Source organism: Candidatus Poribacteria bacterium (assembly GCA_026706025.1).
In the GTDB taxonomy this organism is placed as follows: domain Bacteria; phylum Poribacteria; class WGA-4E; order WGA-4E; family WGA-3G; genus WGA-3G.
Window position 1 is genome coordinate 38,110 of sequence record JAPOZO010000007.1, and the last position, 17,263, is coordinate 55,372.

The following is a 17,263-nucleotide window of genomic DNA, read 5'->3' on the forward strand; positions in this document are numbered from 1 at the left end:
TTCTTTATTTGCTCAATTACTTTCCAGTGGAATCTCTTTATGCCGATATCCAGTAAAAATAAAAGGTGAATGTGTTGCAATGAAAAACTGGTTACCAGTACTTTGATCAAGGAGCGTTGGTAGAAGCAGCCTTTGCCAATCAATGTGCAGGCTTAACTCCGGTTCATCAATGAAGATCGCTGTATCTTGGCGAAAGGCGTTGTAACACAGAAAACTGAACATCTGCTTTTCACCAGAAGAGAGTTTGTCAGAAGATATAGCATCTTTTGCTTCGCCAACAGTAATTCCATCTCTTCCTTCTATCAAAGTAACTCCGTCGGTCATTTCTCCACGAATAGTTTGCCCGGGAACATGTATCGCGTCATACCGTAGAATCTTCCGAGACAACTCAGATAACACAGAAAATGGTTTGCTCAACCGTTCTCGTTCCTCATTAACTTTTTCAATAGCATTCAGAATAGCCGAGGAATCTTGAGGAATCCCAGAAACTTTATCCTTATCTGGATTGTTTTGTATCTCTTTTGAAATGTTTTCTAATACCTGCGACTGACGGGTGGTGATATCTTCATAAATATCGGCGTATTTCTGTGTGAGCAGTTCACCGAGATCCGCTGTTGAAATTGAAGCAATGAACTTGTGTCCGTTGATTGACACCTCACCAGATAATCTCGACATTGAAACTTGAAGCATTTCCGGAGCGGCGGCGCGAAACCTCATCGTTGAGTCGTCGGCATCTGTCCTAATTCTCGAAAAACCGCCTTCCATTCTTCTAAAAGTTGGGAAGAATAGACTCCGTTTGGTCGTTTGAGCAATCCGTTTTTCAAGCGAATTCACTCTATCCATATCTGTCGAGTTGACCCTTTCGGTTTCTTCATCTATGGCAATAGGTTCGTACACGTTATCTTCTTTACCGAATCTGTAACCACATATAATTTCGTCGGGCCTAACGCGTTCCATGCTCAAAGCGAACATATCCGTTTGAATTGCAATGGAATGAAGCGGAATTTGAGCAAGGATTTGATTAAGATTCCCACTAATGAGATACCATATCAGTTTCAGTAAAGTCGTCTTACCTGAGCCATTTGCGCCAGTAAAAATATTTAGGTCTTCATTAAACTCAAATTCACCATCAAGCCGCTTATTGAGTCCCTTAACTTTAAGATATTGTATCATCTATTTTACCTCACAGAGATAGTTTCCAACGTAAGATCTGAACGCCTATGGAATCTCCAGTTTTTCTTTACAATGCTGCGCAAGGATTTTCATTTCCGAGATAACTTGTGCCTCGGTTTTAATCAGATGGTTAAAGAGTGGTGGTGTCGGCTGCCGATTAAAAAGTTTGTCAAAGAAGCTGCGCTGTGCGTGTGCTGGTATCTGGAAATGCGAAGTGTCGTTACGCGACGGTTCTACTCCCAAGTATTCAATTGAAAGATAATGTGCAACATCCTCTTGGGTAATGTTCCCTTCATGAATGCTTCCTGTATTTCTGCGTCCGTAACTGATGGCATAGACTCTGCCACTCATTTGGCTGAGCACCGTATAACCACCGACATCAACATTTTCGTTCCAACACTTCTCAAAACCGTTTTTCGGCAGACGTTCACGGAGTTCTTCGGCAGAACGCACCACAAATCTGTTCTGATGCGGCGTTTTGATAATAAGGAAACCTTCATCTTGTACCTCTAACGGTAGCTGCCCCGTGAGTAGTTCAACAGAATCCAAGGTCCAGATAATGCCGTTTCGGATACCCTTTGCCATGTTATGGTGTCTCTCAACAAATTCGCCGTTCAGCGGATGCAGACGATAGGCACCACCGCCATTGAAAGTTTCCCGCAATTTTCGACGGTGTTCTATCACAGGGAACCGTTTTTTAGGAACCGGTATCTCTAACCGCAGTGTATATCCGGTCTGTAAATCGGTTGTGAGGTTCAGCTGGGATTGGCGAAGTTCGGCTAATCGGGTCAAGGCGGTTTGACTTTTGGATAAGACGCGCCCAATTAGATACTCGCGACGAAGCCCTGGGATTTCTGTAGCGAGGCGTTCACGGGTTGGCGCATCCATCTGTTCCAACATAATCTTATGTTCCCATCGTGTCCCGCGTTCATGCATCAAAATTTGGAACTGCTGCATATCACCAGCAGTACGGATATAACCGAGGGCAGTCCAAGGATCAAAGGTTGCGCGGTAGTTCCCACTGGTTTCAGCATCACCACTCGCCAAGACGCAATCTCGCCGTTCATATCGCGAATAAAGCCCGAATTGAAATTCAAAATCTTCGTAAGGTGATAACGCCTCTCGCAAATCGCGTGCGAACTCGCTGCCCCGTGCGAATTGCTTGAAAATTTGCTCCGTACGCTGTGGTTGGTTGAGGGCATCAAGGAACGTTCCAATCGGGATACCACCTTCTTCCACGCCTTCATCTTCGCTTTTGCCAAAGACCTTGGTTTTGGTTTTGAAGGGCGGGTTCCGGAGGGAGACATCGCGTTGTGAAACGAGTTGCAATGCTGGATCATCTGCAACATCCTTGAGCGCAGGCGCGTCCCCGAGGATCTCTGCGAGTTTCACATCATCAATCTTTTCCGTCAAGTCAACACCACGTTTCAGCTCAGCGAAATGGATGATGTCGTCGAGACTATACCGGATTGGTGCGCTTGAAGAGAGGTTATCGTAGTTAGAACGATGGAAGCGGATGCGCGGCTTGATGCGAAAGACCGGGGTGAGACCATAATCCTTCAGTAACACATACAACGTGACGGTATAAGAATCCACATGGACCTTCTGTGCAAGGATTCCATCGCGCGCTGCGTCATTTTCGACGATTAACCGATCTTGGACAAGACTGCTATCGTTACCGAAAATCATCATCCGATGTTCTTCTCTATTATCATCAACTAACATGGGATGCATCCTCCCTCAATTTTGGCGTAGCTTGCAAGCCAAAACTTGCTATAGAGATGTGGCGTAGCTTGCAAGCCAAAACTTGCTATAGAGATGTGGCGTAGCTTGCAAGCCAAAACTTGCTATAGAGATGTGGCGTAGCTTGCAAGCCAAAACTTGCTATAGAGATGTGGCGTAGCTTGCAAGCCAAAACTTGCTATACAAAAGTAACGATGCCGCCGCGTCTCGGTTACCCTATCCTGTTCCTGATCGCTGTCGTGCCAGTGCTGCTGCACCGAGAATACCTGAATTGTCACCGAGTTTCGCTTGCACAATCTGGACCCCGTCTAACGTATTCGGGAGCGCGTATTTTTCCGCCGCTGCACGGATATCGTCCAAGAACGTATCGTCGAGTGCTTCAACAACGCCACCACCTAACACAATCATCTCTGGATTTAAGAAATTCACGATGGAACCGATGCCGATGCCGAGGTATTTCGTCACTTTTTTGAAAACTTTCAGGGTTAATTTATCGTTTGCGCGAATCGCCTTTGCTAAAACGCCACTCCGAATGGCACTCAAGTCGCCATCGGTGAGTTTGGAGAGCACACTTTTCTTTCCTTTTTTTAGAATTGCGTTCTGGAACTGTTTGGTCATGGCGGTTCGGCTTGCGAGTGCTTCCAGACAGCCACGCGTGCCGCATCCGCATTTCGGTCCACCGGCTTTGACGACGATATGCCCGATTTCGCCAGCTGTCTTGCTTGCACCATGGAACAATTCGCCTTGCAGGATGATACCGCCACCGATGCCAGTGCCTACAAAAATCCCGACGACGTTTTCTACCCCTTGTCCAGCCCCGAACACGTGTTCGCCGAGTGTTCCAACGTTCACATCGTTATCAACGAACGTCGGAATGCCGATGCGTGCTTCAAGTTCTGCCTTCAGTGGAACGTCTCGCCAACCGAGGTTCGGCGCGAAAATGACAACGCCTGTCTCTGGATCAAGCGGTCCCGGCGCGCCAATCCCGACGGCTTCAATTGACGCTTCGTTAACGCCTGATTTGCCAATAGCCTTTTGGATAGCGTCGGCGATCCGATCGATAACAACAGATGTGCCTTCGTCCGCTTTCGTTGGAACTTTGGCTGTACTTAAAATATTGCCTTCAGCGTCAATGACAGCGGACAGAATCTTGGTGCCCCCCATATCGACACCGACAACGTTACTACGCATTGCGATTATCTCCTGTCGGCACGTGTTCCACGTGTCTTTTTGCGGTTGACTTGATTATGATGCCAACTTTTTAATAGCAGGTTTTCGGTTTACGAGCGGCACCGAAAAAGGATAACAGTTGGTGTTTGAAGTTTGCTGCTGATAGTTGTTCCCATTTTTCCAAAAATGTTTTGTAATCCGCGTTTCGGGTCTCTCTTGCCTGAGTAATGAGTTTAGCAATACCGGGTGTTACAGTCCCCTGCTCTGATTGTGTCCCATAATCGGTTAGAATCTCTAAGACGACATCACAGTCGTGGATATCGCCGAGTATTTCTTGCAGATCAACAATCACCTTGAGAAATTCAGTAAAACGTTTGTTATCTGCCATAGTAACTTCTCCGGAATGCATTTTCGGAGGCCCGTAAACTAAACGAAAGAGTTCCATGGTATACCGAAGACGTTTAATCGAAATTCGCATATTATGGAGTTCTTCACGCCTCGCTGCGTCGTGAATAAACGGTTCCCACGTGTAGACCTCTTCAACCTTCTGCGGAAGAATAATACGTGCGTTTTCGCGATAGCTGCGCAGCGGCTTAACACCGGTAATTTTATGCGCTTTCGCCATTTCTGTTCTCCTAACAGTCGGTAGTGCATTTGGCATTTACAAAGGTTTGTCCTTCCACGAAAACCTCTTACTAACCGCTGATAACCGATAGCCAATCATCTGCTGAAGAATTTTAGAAATTCCGTCTCAAAGCCCGCCTCTTCAAGTTTCGCGAAGAGTTTTAGCATCGGTTTTCGAGTGTCCTCGCGTTCCCGCTGTAGATGTTCTATTAACCTACGGATATCTGCTTGTTCGGCTTCAGATAAAGTGTCTAATTCTTTTTCAAACCGGGCGATGAGGACATCCAAATCACGTACAGCTCCTAACGTTCGAGTTATCGATTTTACCTTTTTGTAGTGTTTATTAAATGCCTTCTCAGGAAAACAGTCAAGAAAATTGTCCATTGCGGTGCGCAAACGACGCGAGGTAACTCGCATCTCGTGGACAAATTCAATATCGTTACCCGCCTTGGCACCTTCTTTATAGGACATCATTTGATGAAAATAGTTAACGATGATCTGCCTCGCGCAGGCCTCCAGCGTTTCGTCAGGTGAGATCCCTCTAATTTTCGGTGCTGTGGTTTCCATTGTCGTATTTTTCCCCTAATCTACTAAAAAAGGAGAGTCTTTGCCAACAAAAAATAGGTGAAAATACCGGCGACATCAATCGCAGTTGTAACGAACGGTCCCGTTGCGACTGCCGGATCAACATGAATCCGCCTGAAAATCATTGGTATCAGTGTGCCGACAGTTGCCGCAATGATCATATTCACAAAAATAGCGAGTGCGACAACAAGCGGTAGTTTCCAAGCATGTTCTCGGAAGTGAGGGACAAGGCTTGCGAAACCGCCAAGCAGTAGCCCATAAGCCGTTCCAAGTAAAGCACCTGTGCTGAATTCACGCCACAATACCCGCCAAGTGTCCTTAATGCTAATTTCCCCGATGGCGATACTGCGGACGATGATTGTAGAGGATTGCGTGCCGATATTACCCCCCATCCCCATGATGATTGGAATAAACGCAGCCAAAGCGGCGATCTCTTTCAATTGGGATTCAAAGATCCCGATGACATAGACAGCGAGCAGTCCGCCCGCGAAACTTGCCAACAGCCACGGCAACCGCGCTCGTGTGTTACGGAAGATAGAACGGGAGGTGATGTCCACTGCTCCGGTGCCTGCCATCTTCAACATATCTTCCGTATTTTCTTCTCGAATGACATCGACAACGTCGTCAATCGTAACAATACCCACCAGCTGCCCAATACTGTTGATGACCGGAATAGCGAGCAAATTGTAGCGTGCCACCGCACGCGCCACCGCCTCCTGTAGCATATCCGTGTGAACGGTGTAAAGATGCGAAGTCATCAAATCTTTGAGAGGCGTGTCAGGCTTTGTTGCCACCAATTGGCGTAACGATATTACCCCTTTCAGTTTATTTTCTTCATCAACAACATAGACGTAAAAAACCATCTCAACGTCAGCGAGTTCACGGATACGTTCTGTGGCTGCAGCGGCTGTTGTCTCTTCGGGCAATGCGAAGAAGTTCGGTGTCATGATGGACCCTGCGGTTTTTTCCTCATATTCGAGCAGGCGTTCAACATCCGCGGAAGTCGCGCCCTCAATGTGCTCAAGCAGCACTGCCTTTTTCTCTTCAGGCAGGTCAGAGAGAATCCGCGTTACATCATCAGCAGGCATTGTGTGCAAAATGGTTGCGACAACAGATGGCTCTGTTTCTTCAACAAATTCGCTGATATCCGCACTGTTCAGGTCCCGCAGCACCTCTCCCATCCGTTTTTCTTCAACCAGGATCTTGGAAAGGCTGCTTTTCGCTTCCGTGCGAAGCCGTGGAAACCAGCGAGCGATGTCGGCTGAATGTGTTTTGGCGATGATATTCCGAAGGTTCGGGAAAGCGCGCCGTTGAATCAACCGAACAATCGTAGAAATAAACAGTTCATCGACATCGTGTGTGGTTATAATTGTTTGCCCCTGCATTAAGATTTCGCACGTTGGCGGAGCAGGTGATCTGTGAGGACAAGTGCCGCCATCGCCTCCACAATCGCAGGTGCCCGCACTAATACACACGGATCGTGTCGTCCGCTTGCCTCCAACGTTACCTCGTTTCCGTCTATATCAACCGTCTGTTGTGGCTTGCCGATAGTTGCCGTCGGTTTGAACGCAACTTGGAAGACAATATTTTCGCCGTTTGAAATACCGCCTTGTGTGCCACCGGAATTGTTTGTACGGGTCCGAATCTGTTCTCCCGCGTCGTTTTTTTTCAGATAAAAAGCATCGTTGTGCTCGGAACCCGTCATCGTGATGCTGTCAAAGCCCGATCCGATTTGGAAACCCATCGTTGCGGGGAGGGACATCATCGCTTTCGCCAAATCCGCCTTGAGTTTGTCGAAAACCGGTTCACCGAGTCCAACAGGGACGTTACGCACAACAGACTCAATGATACCACCGAGAGAATCTCGGTCGCGTCGTGCCTGATCAATGCGTTCCGCCATTTTTGGGCTGGCAATCGGGTCAGGACACCGCACAGGACTCTCTTCTATCTGTTCAAGCGTTACTGTGTCCGTATCTACTTCAGCTGCGAGTGTATGAATCTGTTTGACATAAGCGAGCGTTTCGGTTTCAGCGTTATCACGCAAGATTTGCTTCGCGATTGCCCCCGCAGCGACGCGACCGATTGTTTCTCGCGCACTTGCTCTTCCGCCGCCTTGCCAGTTTCGGATGCCGTACTTCTGTTGATACGTGAAATCGGCATGTGAGGGACGATAAAGGTCTTTGAGGTGTTCGTAGGCTGAAGGACGCGCGTCTTTATTCCATACCAGCATGGAGATAGGCGTTCCGAGCGTTTTTCCCTCAAAGACACCCGAAAGGATTTCAACAGTATCGCTTTCTTGACGCTGTGTCGTGAGACGGCTTTGTCCTGGTTTTCGCCGGTCGAGTTCAAATTGTATTGTGGAGATATCTACCTCAATTTGCGGTGGACATCCATCAATGACAACCCCAACAGCACCGCCATGCGACTCGCCCCAAGTCGTAATCCGAAAAAGATGACCGAACGTATTCATTTTTAATTACATAGGCACTTTGGAAGCGCGCCCTTTGCTTTTAGAATTGTATATTTTAGACATCTTGTGATATACTATAGCAGATGCTGTCCTAAAATGCAAGGAATTTAAGAGTCTTATGGTATCACTTTTTAAACGCTATATTGCCCTGCTTCTGATTTTTATAGGTATCGTGTTTCTGTGGAATACGCTGTTTGTGTACCCGCTGAAAATCTTCGTTGTGTTCATGCATGAGGTGAGCCACGGGCTTGCCGCAATGGTGACTGGGGGTAGGATCGTCGAAATTCAGATTAACCCACAGCAGGGTGGGCATGCGCTTACGCAAGGCGGTTCACGGTTCTGGACATTGACTGCAGGCTACCTCGGCAGCTTACTATGGGGTGGACTTATCCTGCTTTTGGCAGCGCGGACGCATTTTGATAAGGCGATTAGCGTTCTTATCGGTTTGGGTATGGTGGCGATCTCTATCGGCTTCGGCGAAAGCACATTTACCTATCTGTTCGGCATCGGCTTCGGGGTCGTGTTGCTCGCGGTCGGGTTTTTTCTTCCAGAGGTTGTCAACGATTGGATTCTACGCGTCATCGGCGTGACAAGTTGCCTTTACGCGATCCTTGACATCAAGAGTGATATCCTTGACAGATCTCATCTGCGTTCGGATGCACGGATGCTCTCGGAGGAGACAGGTATTCCGACTGAAGTTTGGGGAGGGGTGTGGATACTCATCGCAATCGGTCTCACACTATGGTTCCTCTATCTGGCAGGTAAACCTACCACGGATGCCCAACCAACTGCTACTGAGGAAGATCTCTAATTTGCTAAAATACTATAATAGCATCCACGCGTCTGTTCTTTAACCAAATGGGCTAAATTGTCCCGACGATATTCCGCTAAAGTAGAGAAACCACACGCCGAGACCTATTAGAAAAAGTGGAAGGCAGATAAGTGCGATGAGAATGAAGCATCCCCACATCCATGAACCTTTGGATTTGGCAGCTGTTCCCAAGCGTGCGAGTAACATGCCCCCACATATCATAATTATAACGACGAGACCGAATACCACCATTGTCAGCATTTCTTGTTATCTCCTTCCAAGCGTGTAACTTACAACTCTCGCTAATATGAGACACCCTTCAAAAAGCTCCATCACCCTACGCGCAACGCTCATCGGCATCGTCCTCATTCCATTTAATAGTTACTGGGTACTACATCTCAGTTATATCTGGGATTCCAACCGTCCCACGAGTTTGGCGTTGCTGTTCAATGTGTTGTTTACGTTGCTTCTGCTTATTGGAATCGGTGCGATACTACGGCGTTTGCGTCCAGCATTGGCGTTTACGCAGGCAGAATTGTTAACGATCTATGCGATGCTGTGCCAAGCCTCCGTTTTCGCTGGACGCGATATGTTACAAGTCTTGGTACCATTGATAGGCAACGGCTTTTGGTACGCGACAACCGAAAACGAATGGGCACAACTCTTTCATCAGCATCTCCCCGAATGGCTTGTTGTAGGGAAGCAAGAGGTATTACGCGGTTTCTATGAAGGCGAATCCACATTCTATCTTCAGGCACACATACACGCATGGCTGCTGCCGACGCTGCTTTGGGTCGGTTTCTGTCTCGTCATCGGCGTAACAATGCTCTGCCTCAATGTGCTTTTACGCAAACAGTGGCAGGAGCACGAGCGGCTTACCTATCCAATTGCGCAACTCCCTTATGAAATCACGCGCGCAGCATTAAATACGGGCAATCTCCGAACCACACCGCATCTGTTTTTTAATCGGCGGATGATGGTTGTCGGTTTAAGCATCGCCGCTATCCTAAACTTGCTCTATAGTTTACACCAGATTGACCCTGTTTTTCCAACAATTCCACTCTATCGTGGGTTTCGGCTTCCTGATAAACCGTGGAGTGCAATGAATAATCCCGGCTTCCGTATCAGTTTCTTCCCATTTGCTATCGGTGTCGGTTTCCTAATACCGCTCGATTTGGGATTCTCTTGCTGGTTTTTTCATCTGTTTTGGCACTTTCAGAGGATTGTTGGTGAGAGCTTCGGGTGGCGAGGAGCTATCGGATTTCCGAAAGAGATGGCGCAAATTCGGGGTGTATGGATGGCTCTATTTCTCTGGACATTATGGATGGGACGCGCACACGTCAAGGTCGTGCTGCAAACCGTTTTCGTAGGGGCGAGGTTACCTCGTCCGCGTGGGCAGGGAAACCCTGAAGAAACACCCAAGCAAAAACCCCCTACGAATGACGACGGTGAAGCGTTGCGTTATAGGACAGCAGCGATTGCGGTGATCATCGGATTTATCTTGATTCTGGCGTTCTGCATCAAGGCAGGGATGTCGCTCTGGTTTGCGACCTTATTTTTCGCCCTCTATTTCGCGATGTCGGTGACGATTACCCGTATCCGTGCTGAACTCGGTCCGCCCGCACATGACCTTTACAATGCGGGGCCAGACCTACTCTTGACAGATGCACTCGGCACGCGACGTATCGGCAGTCGCAATCTTTCAGTGATGTCGCTCTTCTTTTGGCTAAACCATCTCTCTTACCGTGCACATCCGATGCCGCATCAGTTGGAGGGGTTGAAACTCGCACATCAAACCCGTTTCAATCCGTCCCAATTGCTCTGGGTATTGGCGATCGCTATTTTCGTAGGGGCACTCTCCGCTGCGTGGGGACATTTACATCTCTCCTACCAAGTCGGTTTAGAGCAGGCGCGTTCGTGGTATGCCCGCGCCGCTTTCAACAGGCTTGCAGGGTGGCTCTATAATCCGAGCGAAACGAGCATCAGCGGTATGCTCTACACCGCCGGTGGATTTGGTTTTGCTGTCAGTCTCTTACTCTTGCGATGGCGGTTCATTCAGTGGCCCCTACATCCTGTCGGGTATGTCGTCTCAAGCTGGTGGACCTTTACTGGGCTTTGGTTTCCACTCTTAATTAGTTGGACGGTCAAGCGAATACTGCTCTCGACTGGGGGCGTTCGATTATATAGGCGTTCAATTCCGTTTTTCATCGGCTTGGTTATCGGTGATGTGATCGTCGCATCCATAATAAGCATTCTGGGATTGATTTTCGATTTTCGCGTGGTCTATTTGAGTTGGTAAATCTATTTCCAAGGGAACGCGAAAAATTGTTTGACATCCAAGATGTATTGGTGCTAAACTTTTCGTGCAGAACCGGAGTGTTAATTTTAAAACATGCTTCAAAAACATATCATCTATAGGAACATACACTATGAAACGACACCAGATTGTTGGTATTATCGCCCGGATATGTGGGATAGGTTTCACAGTACGCAGTGCCCTTTCAGGAAATATCATTGATGCACTCATCGACTTCACCCTATTCTCTATTGTAGCAGTTTCAACTTTTTTTAACGACAAATTACCTCCGAAATGGTCCCAACCGGTATTACCATGGTGGATACCCATTGTTTTAGTTTGCATTGCAGGGCTTGCGTGGCTTTTTCTTAATTATCTTCGTTAGAATATCAAAACCACCCTCATTTACATAAAATGGACACAGCAGACTTGTCACTCAGTGTGAATATCGGCGGAATCCGGATGCGGAACCCCGTCATGACGGCATCTGGCACATTCGGCTACGGCTCCGAATACGCCGATTTCGTGGACCTGAACCGGCTCGGCGCGGTGGTTGTTAAAGGCGTTACGAGTGTACCGTGGCCCGGCAATCCGATGCAGCGCATCATGGAAACGCCTTCCGGCATGCTCAATGCGATTGGGTTGCAGAATGTCGGCGTAGACGGTTTTATCTCGGAGAAGCTGCCCTACTTACGCGATTTTGATGTGCCAGTGATTGTTAACGTCTGCGGCAAGACAGTCGAAGAATACCTGACAGTAGTCGAGAAGTTAAACACCGCAGACGGGGTCGCTGGTGTAGAACTCAATATCTCCTGCCCGAATTTGGATTGCGGCGGTATGAGTTTCGGTGTTGACGCGACGTTGGCACATCAACTCGTCACAGAAGTTCGCTCAAAGACACACCTACCCTTATTGGTGAAACTATCCCCGAACGTCACAGATATTACTGTCATCGCACGCGCCGTTGAGGATGCGGGGGCGGACGCGCTCTCTGCCGTTAATACGCTTCTCGGTATGGCGATTGATGCCGAAACGCGAAAACCGGAACTCGCAAACGTTACAGGTGGTCTCTCTGGTCCTGCAATAAAGCCTGTAGCATTGCGATTGGTCTGGGAGGTTTACAAAAGCGTCTCCATTCCAATCGTTGGGATGGGCGGCATTATGACCGCGACAGATGCTGTGGAATTTTGCATCGCGGGTGCGTCTGCCGTGGCGGTCGGGACTGCGAACTTCGTCAATCCACAAGCGTCAATGGAAGTCGTAAAAGGCATACATGCCTATCTCAATCAAGCGAATATGAGGTCGGTTAAGGAACTGATCGGAAGCCTGAAGGTCGATTCGTAATTGCTTTGAAAAGATTGTATTTCCTGCAAACTTCGTGTATAATAACAGTATGGCACAGCACTATGACAATCCAGCGAAATACATTATGCTGGAATACTCACAAGAATTCGCAGAATTTATGGTCGGACATTCAGACATAACAGTTCTGGAGAGACTTGAAACCGAAGAACCGACATTCAAGACGCACCAAAATGACAGCACGTTGAAGGTACAGTTCGGCAATGAAACAGTGATACTGCACACCGAAGTGCAAACGGATGACAGTAGAAAGCCGATGTGGTCCCGCATTGTAGGATATAACGGTTTTCTCGTGAATTTACATGAGATACCGGTCTATTCCAACGTCCTTTATCTGCACCCTAAGGCAGGCAGGGACGATAAAGGCTATTATGCTTACAAAGGACACGGTTATGAATATGTCTTACGCTATAAGGTACTTAGGTTGATCGAGATAGACGGACAATCGATTTTGGAAATGCAGGCACCAGGGTTATTGCCTTTCACACCGCTGATGAAACCGCCAGAAGGGATAAATTCAAATCGTTGGTTGGAGAAATGTGTTAATGTAACAGCGACAGCACGCACAGACCAGCATACACGAGATACCTTATTGGCAGCATTAGGTGTTTTTAGCGGTTTGGTTTACGAACCGCAGCTAATTAAACAACTTTTACCGGAGGGCATCATGCAAGAATCTCCTTTTTTTCAACATTACATCCAAGAGGCAAAAGCAGAGGCTAAAGAAGAAGGTCTCAAAGAAGGTCTCAAAGAAGGCATTGAACAAGGCATTGAACAAGGCATTGAACAAGGCATTGAACAAGGTGAGAGAAGAGGCATGATCGAAAGCATCATCACATTGCTTGGGGTACAATTCAAGACTGATGCTGTTCATGCTTTAAAGCCAGCTCTTGAATCTATAGACGATATGCAGGATCTCAAACAAGTGCTACTTACAGTTCCGGAATCTGACAGTCTTGAAGCGTTCATGCAATCTCTCAATAGGTAGAAATCTAAGCAATTAACGGGTATACTTACAAAATGTTCCAGGGGAGGAAAATGCGGCATCTGGTAACACTCGACGATTTGTCGAATTTTGAGATTGAACAGATATTTCGACTCGCAGCGGGAATGCAGTCGCAACAGGAAACATGGGCAGGCATCTGCCGCGGGAAATTGCTCGCAACGCTCTTCTATGAACCGAGCACACGCACCCGGCTCTCTTTTGAGAGTGCTATGGAACGCCTTAACGGTAGAACCCTCGGTTTCTCTGATCCGCGTGCCACCTCCACTGCTAAAGGCGAAACGCTTGCCGATACTGCACGGATGGTGACAAATTACGCCGACCTCATCGTCGTGCGACATAACTGGGCGGGTTCGGCACGTGTTATTGCACAGCACGCACATGTTCCAGTCATCAACGGTGGTGACGGCAGTCACACACACCCAACACAGGCACTCGCGGATCTCTATACGATTATGCGCCGGAAATCGCAAATACAAGGGTTAACCGTCGGTATCTGTGGGGATCTTCAATTTGGGCGGGCAGCACACTCTTTTGCTCTTGCAGTCGCTCGCTTCGGCGGGAACCTGATTCACATCGCGCCGAAACCGCTACAGATGCCGCCGTGGGTACTCGCGCAACTCGAACAGTGTCACGGACAAAAACCGCTTGAGGTAGAAAGCGTAATAGAGGTAATTGATAAACTTGATGTCATCTACGTCAATCGACTTCAAGAGGAACGACTCCCAGCGAATATGGATGCTGCAACCGTCCGAGGCAGTTATCTGCTGAATGCCGCGGTCATGAAAAACGCTAAGTCTGACGCGATGATTATGCACCCGCTCCCCCGCGTCAACGAACTTGCCTATGAGTTGGATGACGACCCGCGTGCCGCCTATTTCGAGCAATCGGCGAACGCAGTGCCGGTTCGGATGGCATTGATCGCCAGCCTCATGGGACTGGAACAACTCATTTTGACACAACCCCCCGAGCGAGACATTGTAGCTTCTGCGAAAGTGTGTAAAAACCCGAATTGTGTCACTAACCACGAGACGTATCTAACCTCAGAGCGGGAAACGTTTAACGGTGATGCCAAATTAGAGGCTTGTGCGTATTGCGGAAACCTACTTTTGTAAAGCGACCACACCTAATCATACGCTTTAGTGCCGCTATTATCATTTACTGGGGTGGCCCCGACAACTTCAAAATTAGATTTTCGCGGCGTTCTCCGACCTTGAGTACAAACTTCTCCGACGTTGCGGAAAGCCCTTTATCAACTATTATTCTTCCTCGGTGGGGGAGTTATCAGACACATCTGTCTTTTCAAGGATCGCCATCTCTGTCATACGCCAGAGTAGGTCACCAGGACCGACAGCATGCCATTGTCCATTTATAAACGTCATGATAGCAGAATCTTTCTTTTCCGGTGGGAGGGTGCTGCGAGGAAAACTGTGCTTGGCTCCCCAATTCTCATAGGTGAGCGGTTCACCGTTCTGCCAGACCCATTCCCCTTCTTTTTCGGCATCGCTGAGTCCGATCCAATAGAGATGATTCCTAAAGAGTCCTGATAGCCATTTCTGTTCTGCTTTGTCGTTAATTGTAACCAGATACGCGCCTGCCGCGGTGGCTATGTCTTTTGCCTCGTCAAGACTCCGGCACCAAACCTCCGTATAGGCGTGTCCATTTGTGGGATTGACTACCCAGGCATATTTCTTCTTCGGCGCAGGTGTTGATTGCGTTGGTGCGGCAGCAGGTGGTGCCACGCCATCAAGCGTCAAAATCAAGTTGTCATAGCGCATACCTTCTTTAATCTCAAACGGTTCCGATTTCGCTGACAGTCCCTTATACCTTACTGAGAGTTCGCAGGTTGAGAACACATCAAAGTTATCAATATACTGCACAAAATATCCTTCGGAATCCGTGGTGACGCCTCCGCTTGACATGCCGCCCGTCTTGATGACCCTGACAATAGAGGTATTAGTTAACGGTTTGCCATCTTTAAAAACAACTCGCGCTATTATCCGGACCCGCGGACGGACAGTGACGACTACATTTTTGATATGGCTGCCCGGTTTAATACTAAACCTAATATTGTCGAAAGGCGGCGGCCTGTCCTGATAAAGCGTTATCCCTTCCATTTTGATTGAGACAATCTCATCGTCTGGTTCAAAACGGGATGTCGGTTTTTTATTTCCCCTGGGCGGCTGCACTGGAATCAGGATTTGAATCGGTTCCGCGGGAACATTGGTGAATGTGAAGGCTCCGTTCTCATCAGTTTTTAATTTCTCTAACTTTAATTTTTCTAAAGGAGATGCTGAAAGAAAAGGAGCTGCTGAAAGAACAACCATAAATCCGGGAATCGGCTTTCCGTCCATATCAAGGATAACACCGGAGAGGGTTCCTGCGTCCTCTTCTGCGATACAAGGGATTAAGGTAATTAGCGGGAGTGATACTGCAATTCCGATGAGGCATACAACACGTATAGAACGCAACCGATGCATGGTAAGTTCTCCTGTAAAGTCGTGGTATTTTGTTATGGTATTCCTTTGGATGCGTTCGGAAATAAAAATGCCTGTATAGACGTAGGTAGACGTAGGTGCCATAAGCTGCTAATTCCGCTCAGAGGGTGTTATCACTGGCATATCTGCCCTCTCGATTATTGCTTCAATGACGTTTATATCTCCCTCAGCAACGATCTGCCATCTACCAGCTGCGGAGATAATGTAGTCTTTCACCTCAGTGTTTTTACCCGCTAATTCGGGGTTGTCCAACCAATTGGTATAGGTAATCGGTTCCCCACTGTGCCATTGCCACTGTCCCTCTTTTTCAGCATCACTGAGTCCGATCCAAAAATTCTCTCGCCCAAAAGTTTCTCTTACCCATTCATTTTCTGCTGGGTCGTTAATGGAAACAAGATAAGCATTTTCTGCGGCGGCTTGGTCCATTGCGTCCGCTATATCGTAGCAATAAATCCTTTTGTAAGCGTGCCCGTTTGTCGGATTAACCACCCACATTGTTGGTGGATCAAGAAACGCTGCTAATGCAGTGGTCATCTGTTCTGGCGAACGTTCATCAGGCGGAATCGGATTGTCGTTGAGCGTCAAGAGAAGGTGTGTTTGTGATTGTCCCTTGTGCAAGATGAAAGCAGGAGTCTTCGCGAAAAGTCCCTCATACGCAATACCGAGCACATAGAATTGCGGTTGGTTATCCATCATAAGGTCTTTCACAAAATATCCCTCCGCATCGGTTTGTTCTGTGCTGTCTGCACTTCCATAACCACTTCTGCCCAGACTCCAACGCAGCATACGGGTATGAATTTGAGCGTTGGTAACCGGCCTCCCATCAGCAAAAACGACGCGTACACGAGCCTGCGGCCGGATATCCGTCTTTACCGTGATAATCGAGTTTTCGATTTTCGTTCCTCCGTCCAAGGAAAACCTGATGACATCAAAATACATAGCGTCTCTCGGATAAAGCGTTAGTTTGCCCGTTTCAATAGAAAGGATTTGTTCTTCTGTCTTGTCACCTTTCTTTTCACCCTTTACGGCAAATCTAACGGCTTTCGCTGGGATAATGTTCATGATGGAAAAACGCCCCTCTGCATCCGTCTGCTTTTGCCAACCTCCGGCACCCCCTCTTTCTACTATACCACCAGCGAAGACATCATATAACTGGAGCTCTACTGATATACCGGCAATCGGGTCCCTAAACTCATTAACAACAAACCCAGAAACCGACGGCCATTCTTGTGCAAAAGCGGATGAGGATACCAAAACCCAAAACATCGCAATCCAGACGAGAAATCCGGGATTTTTTCTGAAACTTTGAAAATTCATATTAAAGATCCTTTTTTCAATGTTGGTAAACTATCATTCCGCTCCAGTGTGAGAATTGTTAAACACATCTGTCTTTTCAAGGATCGTCATCGCAGTCATACGCAAAAGCACACTTTTAGGACTGACGGCATACCATTTCCCATCTGTGAAGGTCGGGACGGCGTAGTCTCTTTCCGGTGGCATCAGAAGATTCGAAAAAAGAAATCATCGG

At 47.8% G+C, this 17,263-nt stretch carries 17 protein-coding genes; 6 read left to right on the forward strand and 11 right to left on the reverse strand.

Translation table 11 applies throughout. The features are described 5' to 3' along the window. Window positions 1-12: 12 nt before the first annotated feature. The 7 genes from OXH00_01490 to aroC all read right to left on the reverse strand — a co-directional run bounded on the left by OXH00_01490 (window position 13) and on the right by aroC (window position 7,765). A complete protein-coding gene (locus OXH00_01490; GenBank protein ID MCY3739672.1) occupies window positions 13-1,173 on the reverse strand; it encodes an AAA family ATPase in 1,161 nt (386 codons plus the stop codon). Window positions 1,174-1,218: 45 nt separating this feature from the next. After that, complete coding sequence (locus OXH00_01495) at window positions 1,219-2,898, reverse strand: hypothetical protein (protein MCY3739673.1); 1,680 nt, start codon at window positions 2,896-2,898, stop codon at window positions 1,219-1,221. Between the two features lie 234 nt (window positions 2,899-3,132). Next, entirely contained in the window at window positions 3,133-4,107 is a 975-nt protein-coding gene (locus OXH00_01500; GenBank protein ID MCY3739674.1) for an ROK family glucokinase, read from the reverse strand. 70 nt (window positions 4,108-4,177) lie between these two features. Then, window positions 4,178-4,711, reverse strand: coding sequence for a CHAD domain-containing protein (locus tag OXH00_01505; protein MCY3739675.1), 534 nt, complete (start codon window positions 4,709-4,711; stop codon window positions 4,178-4,180). 95 nt (window positions 4,712-4,806) lie between these two features. Continuing rightward, entirely contained in the window at window positions 4,807-5,277 is a 471-nt protein-coding gene (locus OXH00_01510; GenBank protein ID MCY3739676.1) for a CHAD domain-containing protein, read from the reverse strand. 23 nt (window positions 5,278-5,300) lie between these two features. Then, window positions 5,301-6,680, reverse strand: coding sequence for a magnesium transporter (gene mgtE / locus OXH00_01515; protein MCY3739677.1), 1,380 nt, complete (start codon window positions 6,678-6,680; stop codon window positions 5,301-5,303). Continuing rightward, a complete protein-coding gene (aroC, locus tag OXH00_01520; GenBank protein MCY3739678.1) occupies window positions 6,680-7,765 on the reverse strand; it encodes a chorismate synthase in 1,086 nt (361 codons plus the stop codon). The genes mgtE and aroC overlap by 1 nt, the downstream gene beginning before the upstream one ends. 118 nt (window positions 7,766-7,883) lie before the next feature. Here aroC and OXH00_01525 point away from each other — a divergent pair, with 118 nt between their 5' ends. Next, complete coding sequence (locus OXH00_01525) at window positions 7,884-8,576, forward strand: M50 family metallopeptidase (GenBank protein ID MCY3739679.1); 693 nt, start codon at window positions 7,884-7,886, stop codon at window positions 8,574-8,576. Between the two features lie 39 nt (window positions 8,577-8,615). Here the strand turns inward: OXH00_01525 and OXH00_01530 are convergent, their stop codons facing one another. Next, window positions 8,616-8,837 (reverse strand): hypothetical protein, encoded by a 222-nt coding sequence (locus tag OXH00_01530; GenBank protein ID MCY3739680.1) that lies wholly within the window; start codon window positions 8,835-8,837, stop codon window positions 8,616-8,618. Window positions 8,838-8,883: 46 nt separating this feature from the next. Between OXH00_01530 and OXH00_01535 the strand changes: the two genes are divergently transcribed. The 5 genes from OXH00_01535 (at window position 8,884) to pyrB (ending at window position 14,352) form a co-directional block, all read left to right on the forward strand. After that, the gene (locus OXH00_01535; protein MCY3739681.1) at window positions 8,884-10,875 is read left to right on the forward strand and encodes a hypothetical protein; all 1,992 of its coding nucleotides are present in this window, start codon (window positions 8,884-8,886) and stop codon (window positions 10,873-10,875) included. Window positions 10,876-11,005: 130 nt separating this feature from the next. Further along, window positions 11,006-11,257: a hypothetical protein gene (locus OXH00_01540; protein MCY3739682.1), complete on the forward strand. Its 252-nt coding sequence runs from the start codon at window positions 11,006-11,008 to the stop codon at window positions 11,255-11,257. A 29-nt stretch (window positions 11,258-11,286) separates the two neighbouring features. Then, window positions 11,287-12,216 (forward strand): dihydroorotate dehydrogenase, encoded by a 930-nt coding sequence (locus tag OXH00_01545; protein ID MCY3739683.1) that lies wholly within the window; start codon window positions 11,287-11,289, stop codon window positions 12,214-12,216. A 49-nt stretch (window positions 12,217-12,265) separates the two neighbouring features. Beyond that, on the forward strand, window positions 12,266-13,222 hold the full coding sequence (locus OXH00_01550) for a hypothetical protein (protein ID MCY3739684.1): 957 nt from the start codon (window positions 12,266-12,268) through the stop codon (window positions 13,220-13,222). 50 nt (window positions 13,223-13,272) lie between these two features. Further along, window positions 13,273-14,352, forward strand: coding sequence for an aspartate carbamoyltransferase (gene pyrB, locus OXH00_01555; GenBank protein MCY3739685.1), 1,080 nt, complete (start codon window positions 13,273-13,275; stop codon window positions 14,350-14,352). Between the two features lie 144 nt (window positions 14,353-14,496). On the opposite strand, the gene OXH00_01560 is transcribed toward pyrB, so the two are convergent. Genes OXH00_01560 through OXH00_01570 form a run of 3 tightly spaced genes read right to left on the reverse strand, consistent with a single transcriptional unit; the run spans window position 14,497 to window position 17,235 of the window. Then, window positions 14,497-15,819, reverse strand: a complete 1,323-nt coding sequence (locus OXH00_01560) for a lectin-like protein (GenBank protein ID MCY3739686.1) — start codon at window positions 15,817-15,819, stop codon at window positions 14,497-14,499. Between the two features lie 6 nt (window positions 15,820-15,825). Continuing rightward, window positions 15,826-17,052, reverse strand: a complete 1,227-nt coding sequence (locus OXH00_01565; protein ID MCY3739687.1) for a lectin-like protein — start codon at window positions 17,050-17,052, stop codon at window positions 15,826-15,828. A 33-nt stretch (window positions 17,053-17,085) separates the two neighbouring features. Next, window positions 17,086-17,235 (reverse strand): hypothetical protein, encoded by a 150-nt coding sequence (locus tag OXH00_01570; GenBank protein ID MCY3739688.1) that lies wholly within the window; start codon window positions 17,233-17,235, stop codon window positions 17,086-17,088. Window positions 17,236-17,263 lie beyond the last annotated feature (28 nt).

Coding starts and splice junctions, on each gene's coding strand:
- OXH00_01495 (MCY3739673.1), bottom strand. CDS start 2,898: ATGTTAGTTGATGATAATAGAGAAGAACATCGGATGATGATTTTCGGT.
- OXH00_01490 (MCY3739672.1), bottom strand. CDS start 1,173: ATGATACAATATCTTAAAGTTAAGGGACTCAATAAGCGGCTTGATGGT.
- OXH00_01505 (MCY3739675.1), bottom strand. CDS start 4,711: ATGGCGAAAGCGCATAAAATTACCGGTGTTAAGCCGCTGCGCAGCTAT.
- OXH00_01545 (MCY3739683.1), top strand. CDS start 11,287: ATGGACACAGCAGACTTGTCACTCAGTGTGAATATCGGCGGAATCCGG.
- OXH00_01510 (MCY3739676.1), bottom strand. CDS start 5,277: ATGGAAACCACAGCACCGAAAATTAGAGGGATCTCACCTGACGAAACG.
- pyrB (MCY3739685.1), top strand. CDS start 13,273: ATGCGGCATCTGGTAACACTCGACGATTTGTCGAATTTTGAGATTGAA.
- OXH00_01525 (MCY3739679.1), top strand. CDS start 7,884: ATGGTATCACTTTTTAAACGCTATATTGCCCTGCTTCTGATTTTTATA.
- OXH00_01540 (MCY3739682.1), top strand. CDS start 11,006: ATGAAACGACACCAGATTGTTGGTATTATCGCCCGGATATGTGGGATA.
- OXH00_01570 (MCY3739688.1), bottom strand. CDS start 17,235: ATGCCACCGGAAAGAGACTACGCCGTCCCGACCTTCACAGATGGGAAA.
- OXH00_01530 (MCY3739680.1), bottom strand. CDS start 8,837: ATGCTGACAATGGTGGTATTCGGTCTCGTCGTTATAATTATGATATGT.
- OXH00_01500 (MCY3739674.1), bottom strand. CDS start 4,107: ATGCGTAGTAACGTTGTCGGTGTCGATATGGGGGGCACCAAGATTCTG.
- OXH00_01565 (MCY3739687.1), bottom strand. CDS start 17,052: ATGAATTTTCAAAGTTTCAGAAAAAATCCCGGATTTCTCGTCTGGATT.
- OXH00_01535 (MCY3739681.1), top strand. CDS start 8,884: ATGAGACACCCTTCAAAAAGCTCCATCACCCTACGCGCAACGCTCATC.
- OXH00_01550 (MCY3739684.1), top strand. CDS start 12,266: ATGGCACAGCACTATGACAATCCAGCGAAATACATTATGCTGGAATAC.
- OXH00_01560 (MCY3739686.1), bottom strand. CDS start 15,819: ATGGCACCTACGTCTACCTACGTCTATACAGGCATTTTTATTTCCGAA.
- aroC (MCY3739678.1), bottom strand. CDS start 7,765: ATGAATACGTTCGGTCATCTTTTTCGGATTACGACTTGGGGCGAGTCG.
- mgtE (MCY3739677.1), bottom strand. CDS start 6,680: ATGCAGGGGCAAACAATTATAACCACACACGATGTCGATGAACTGTTT.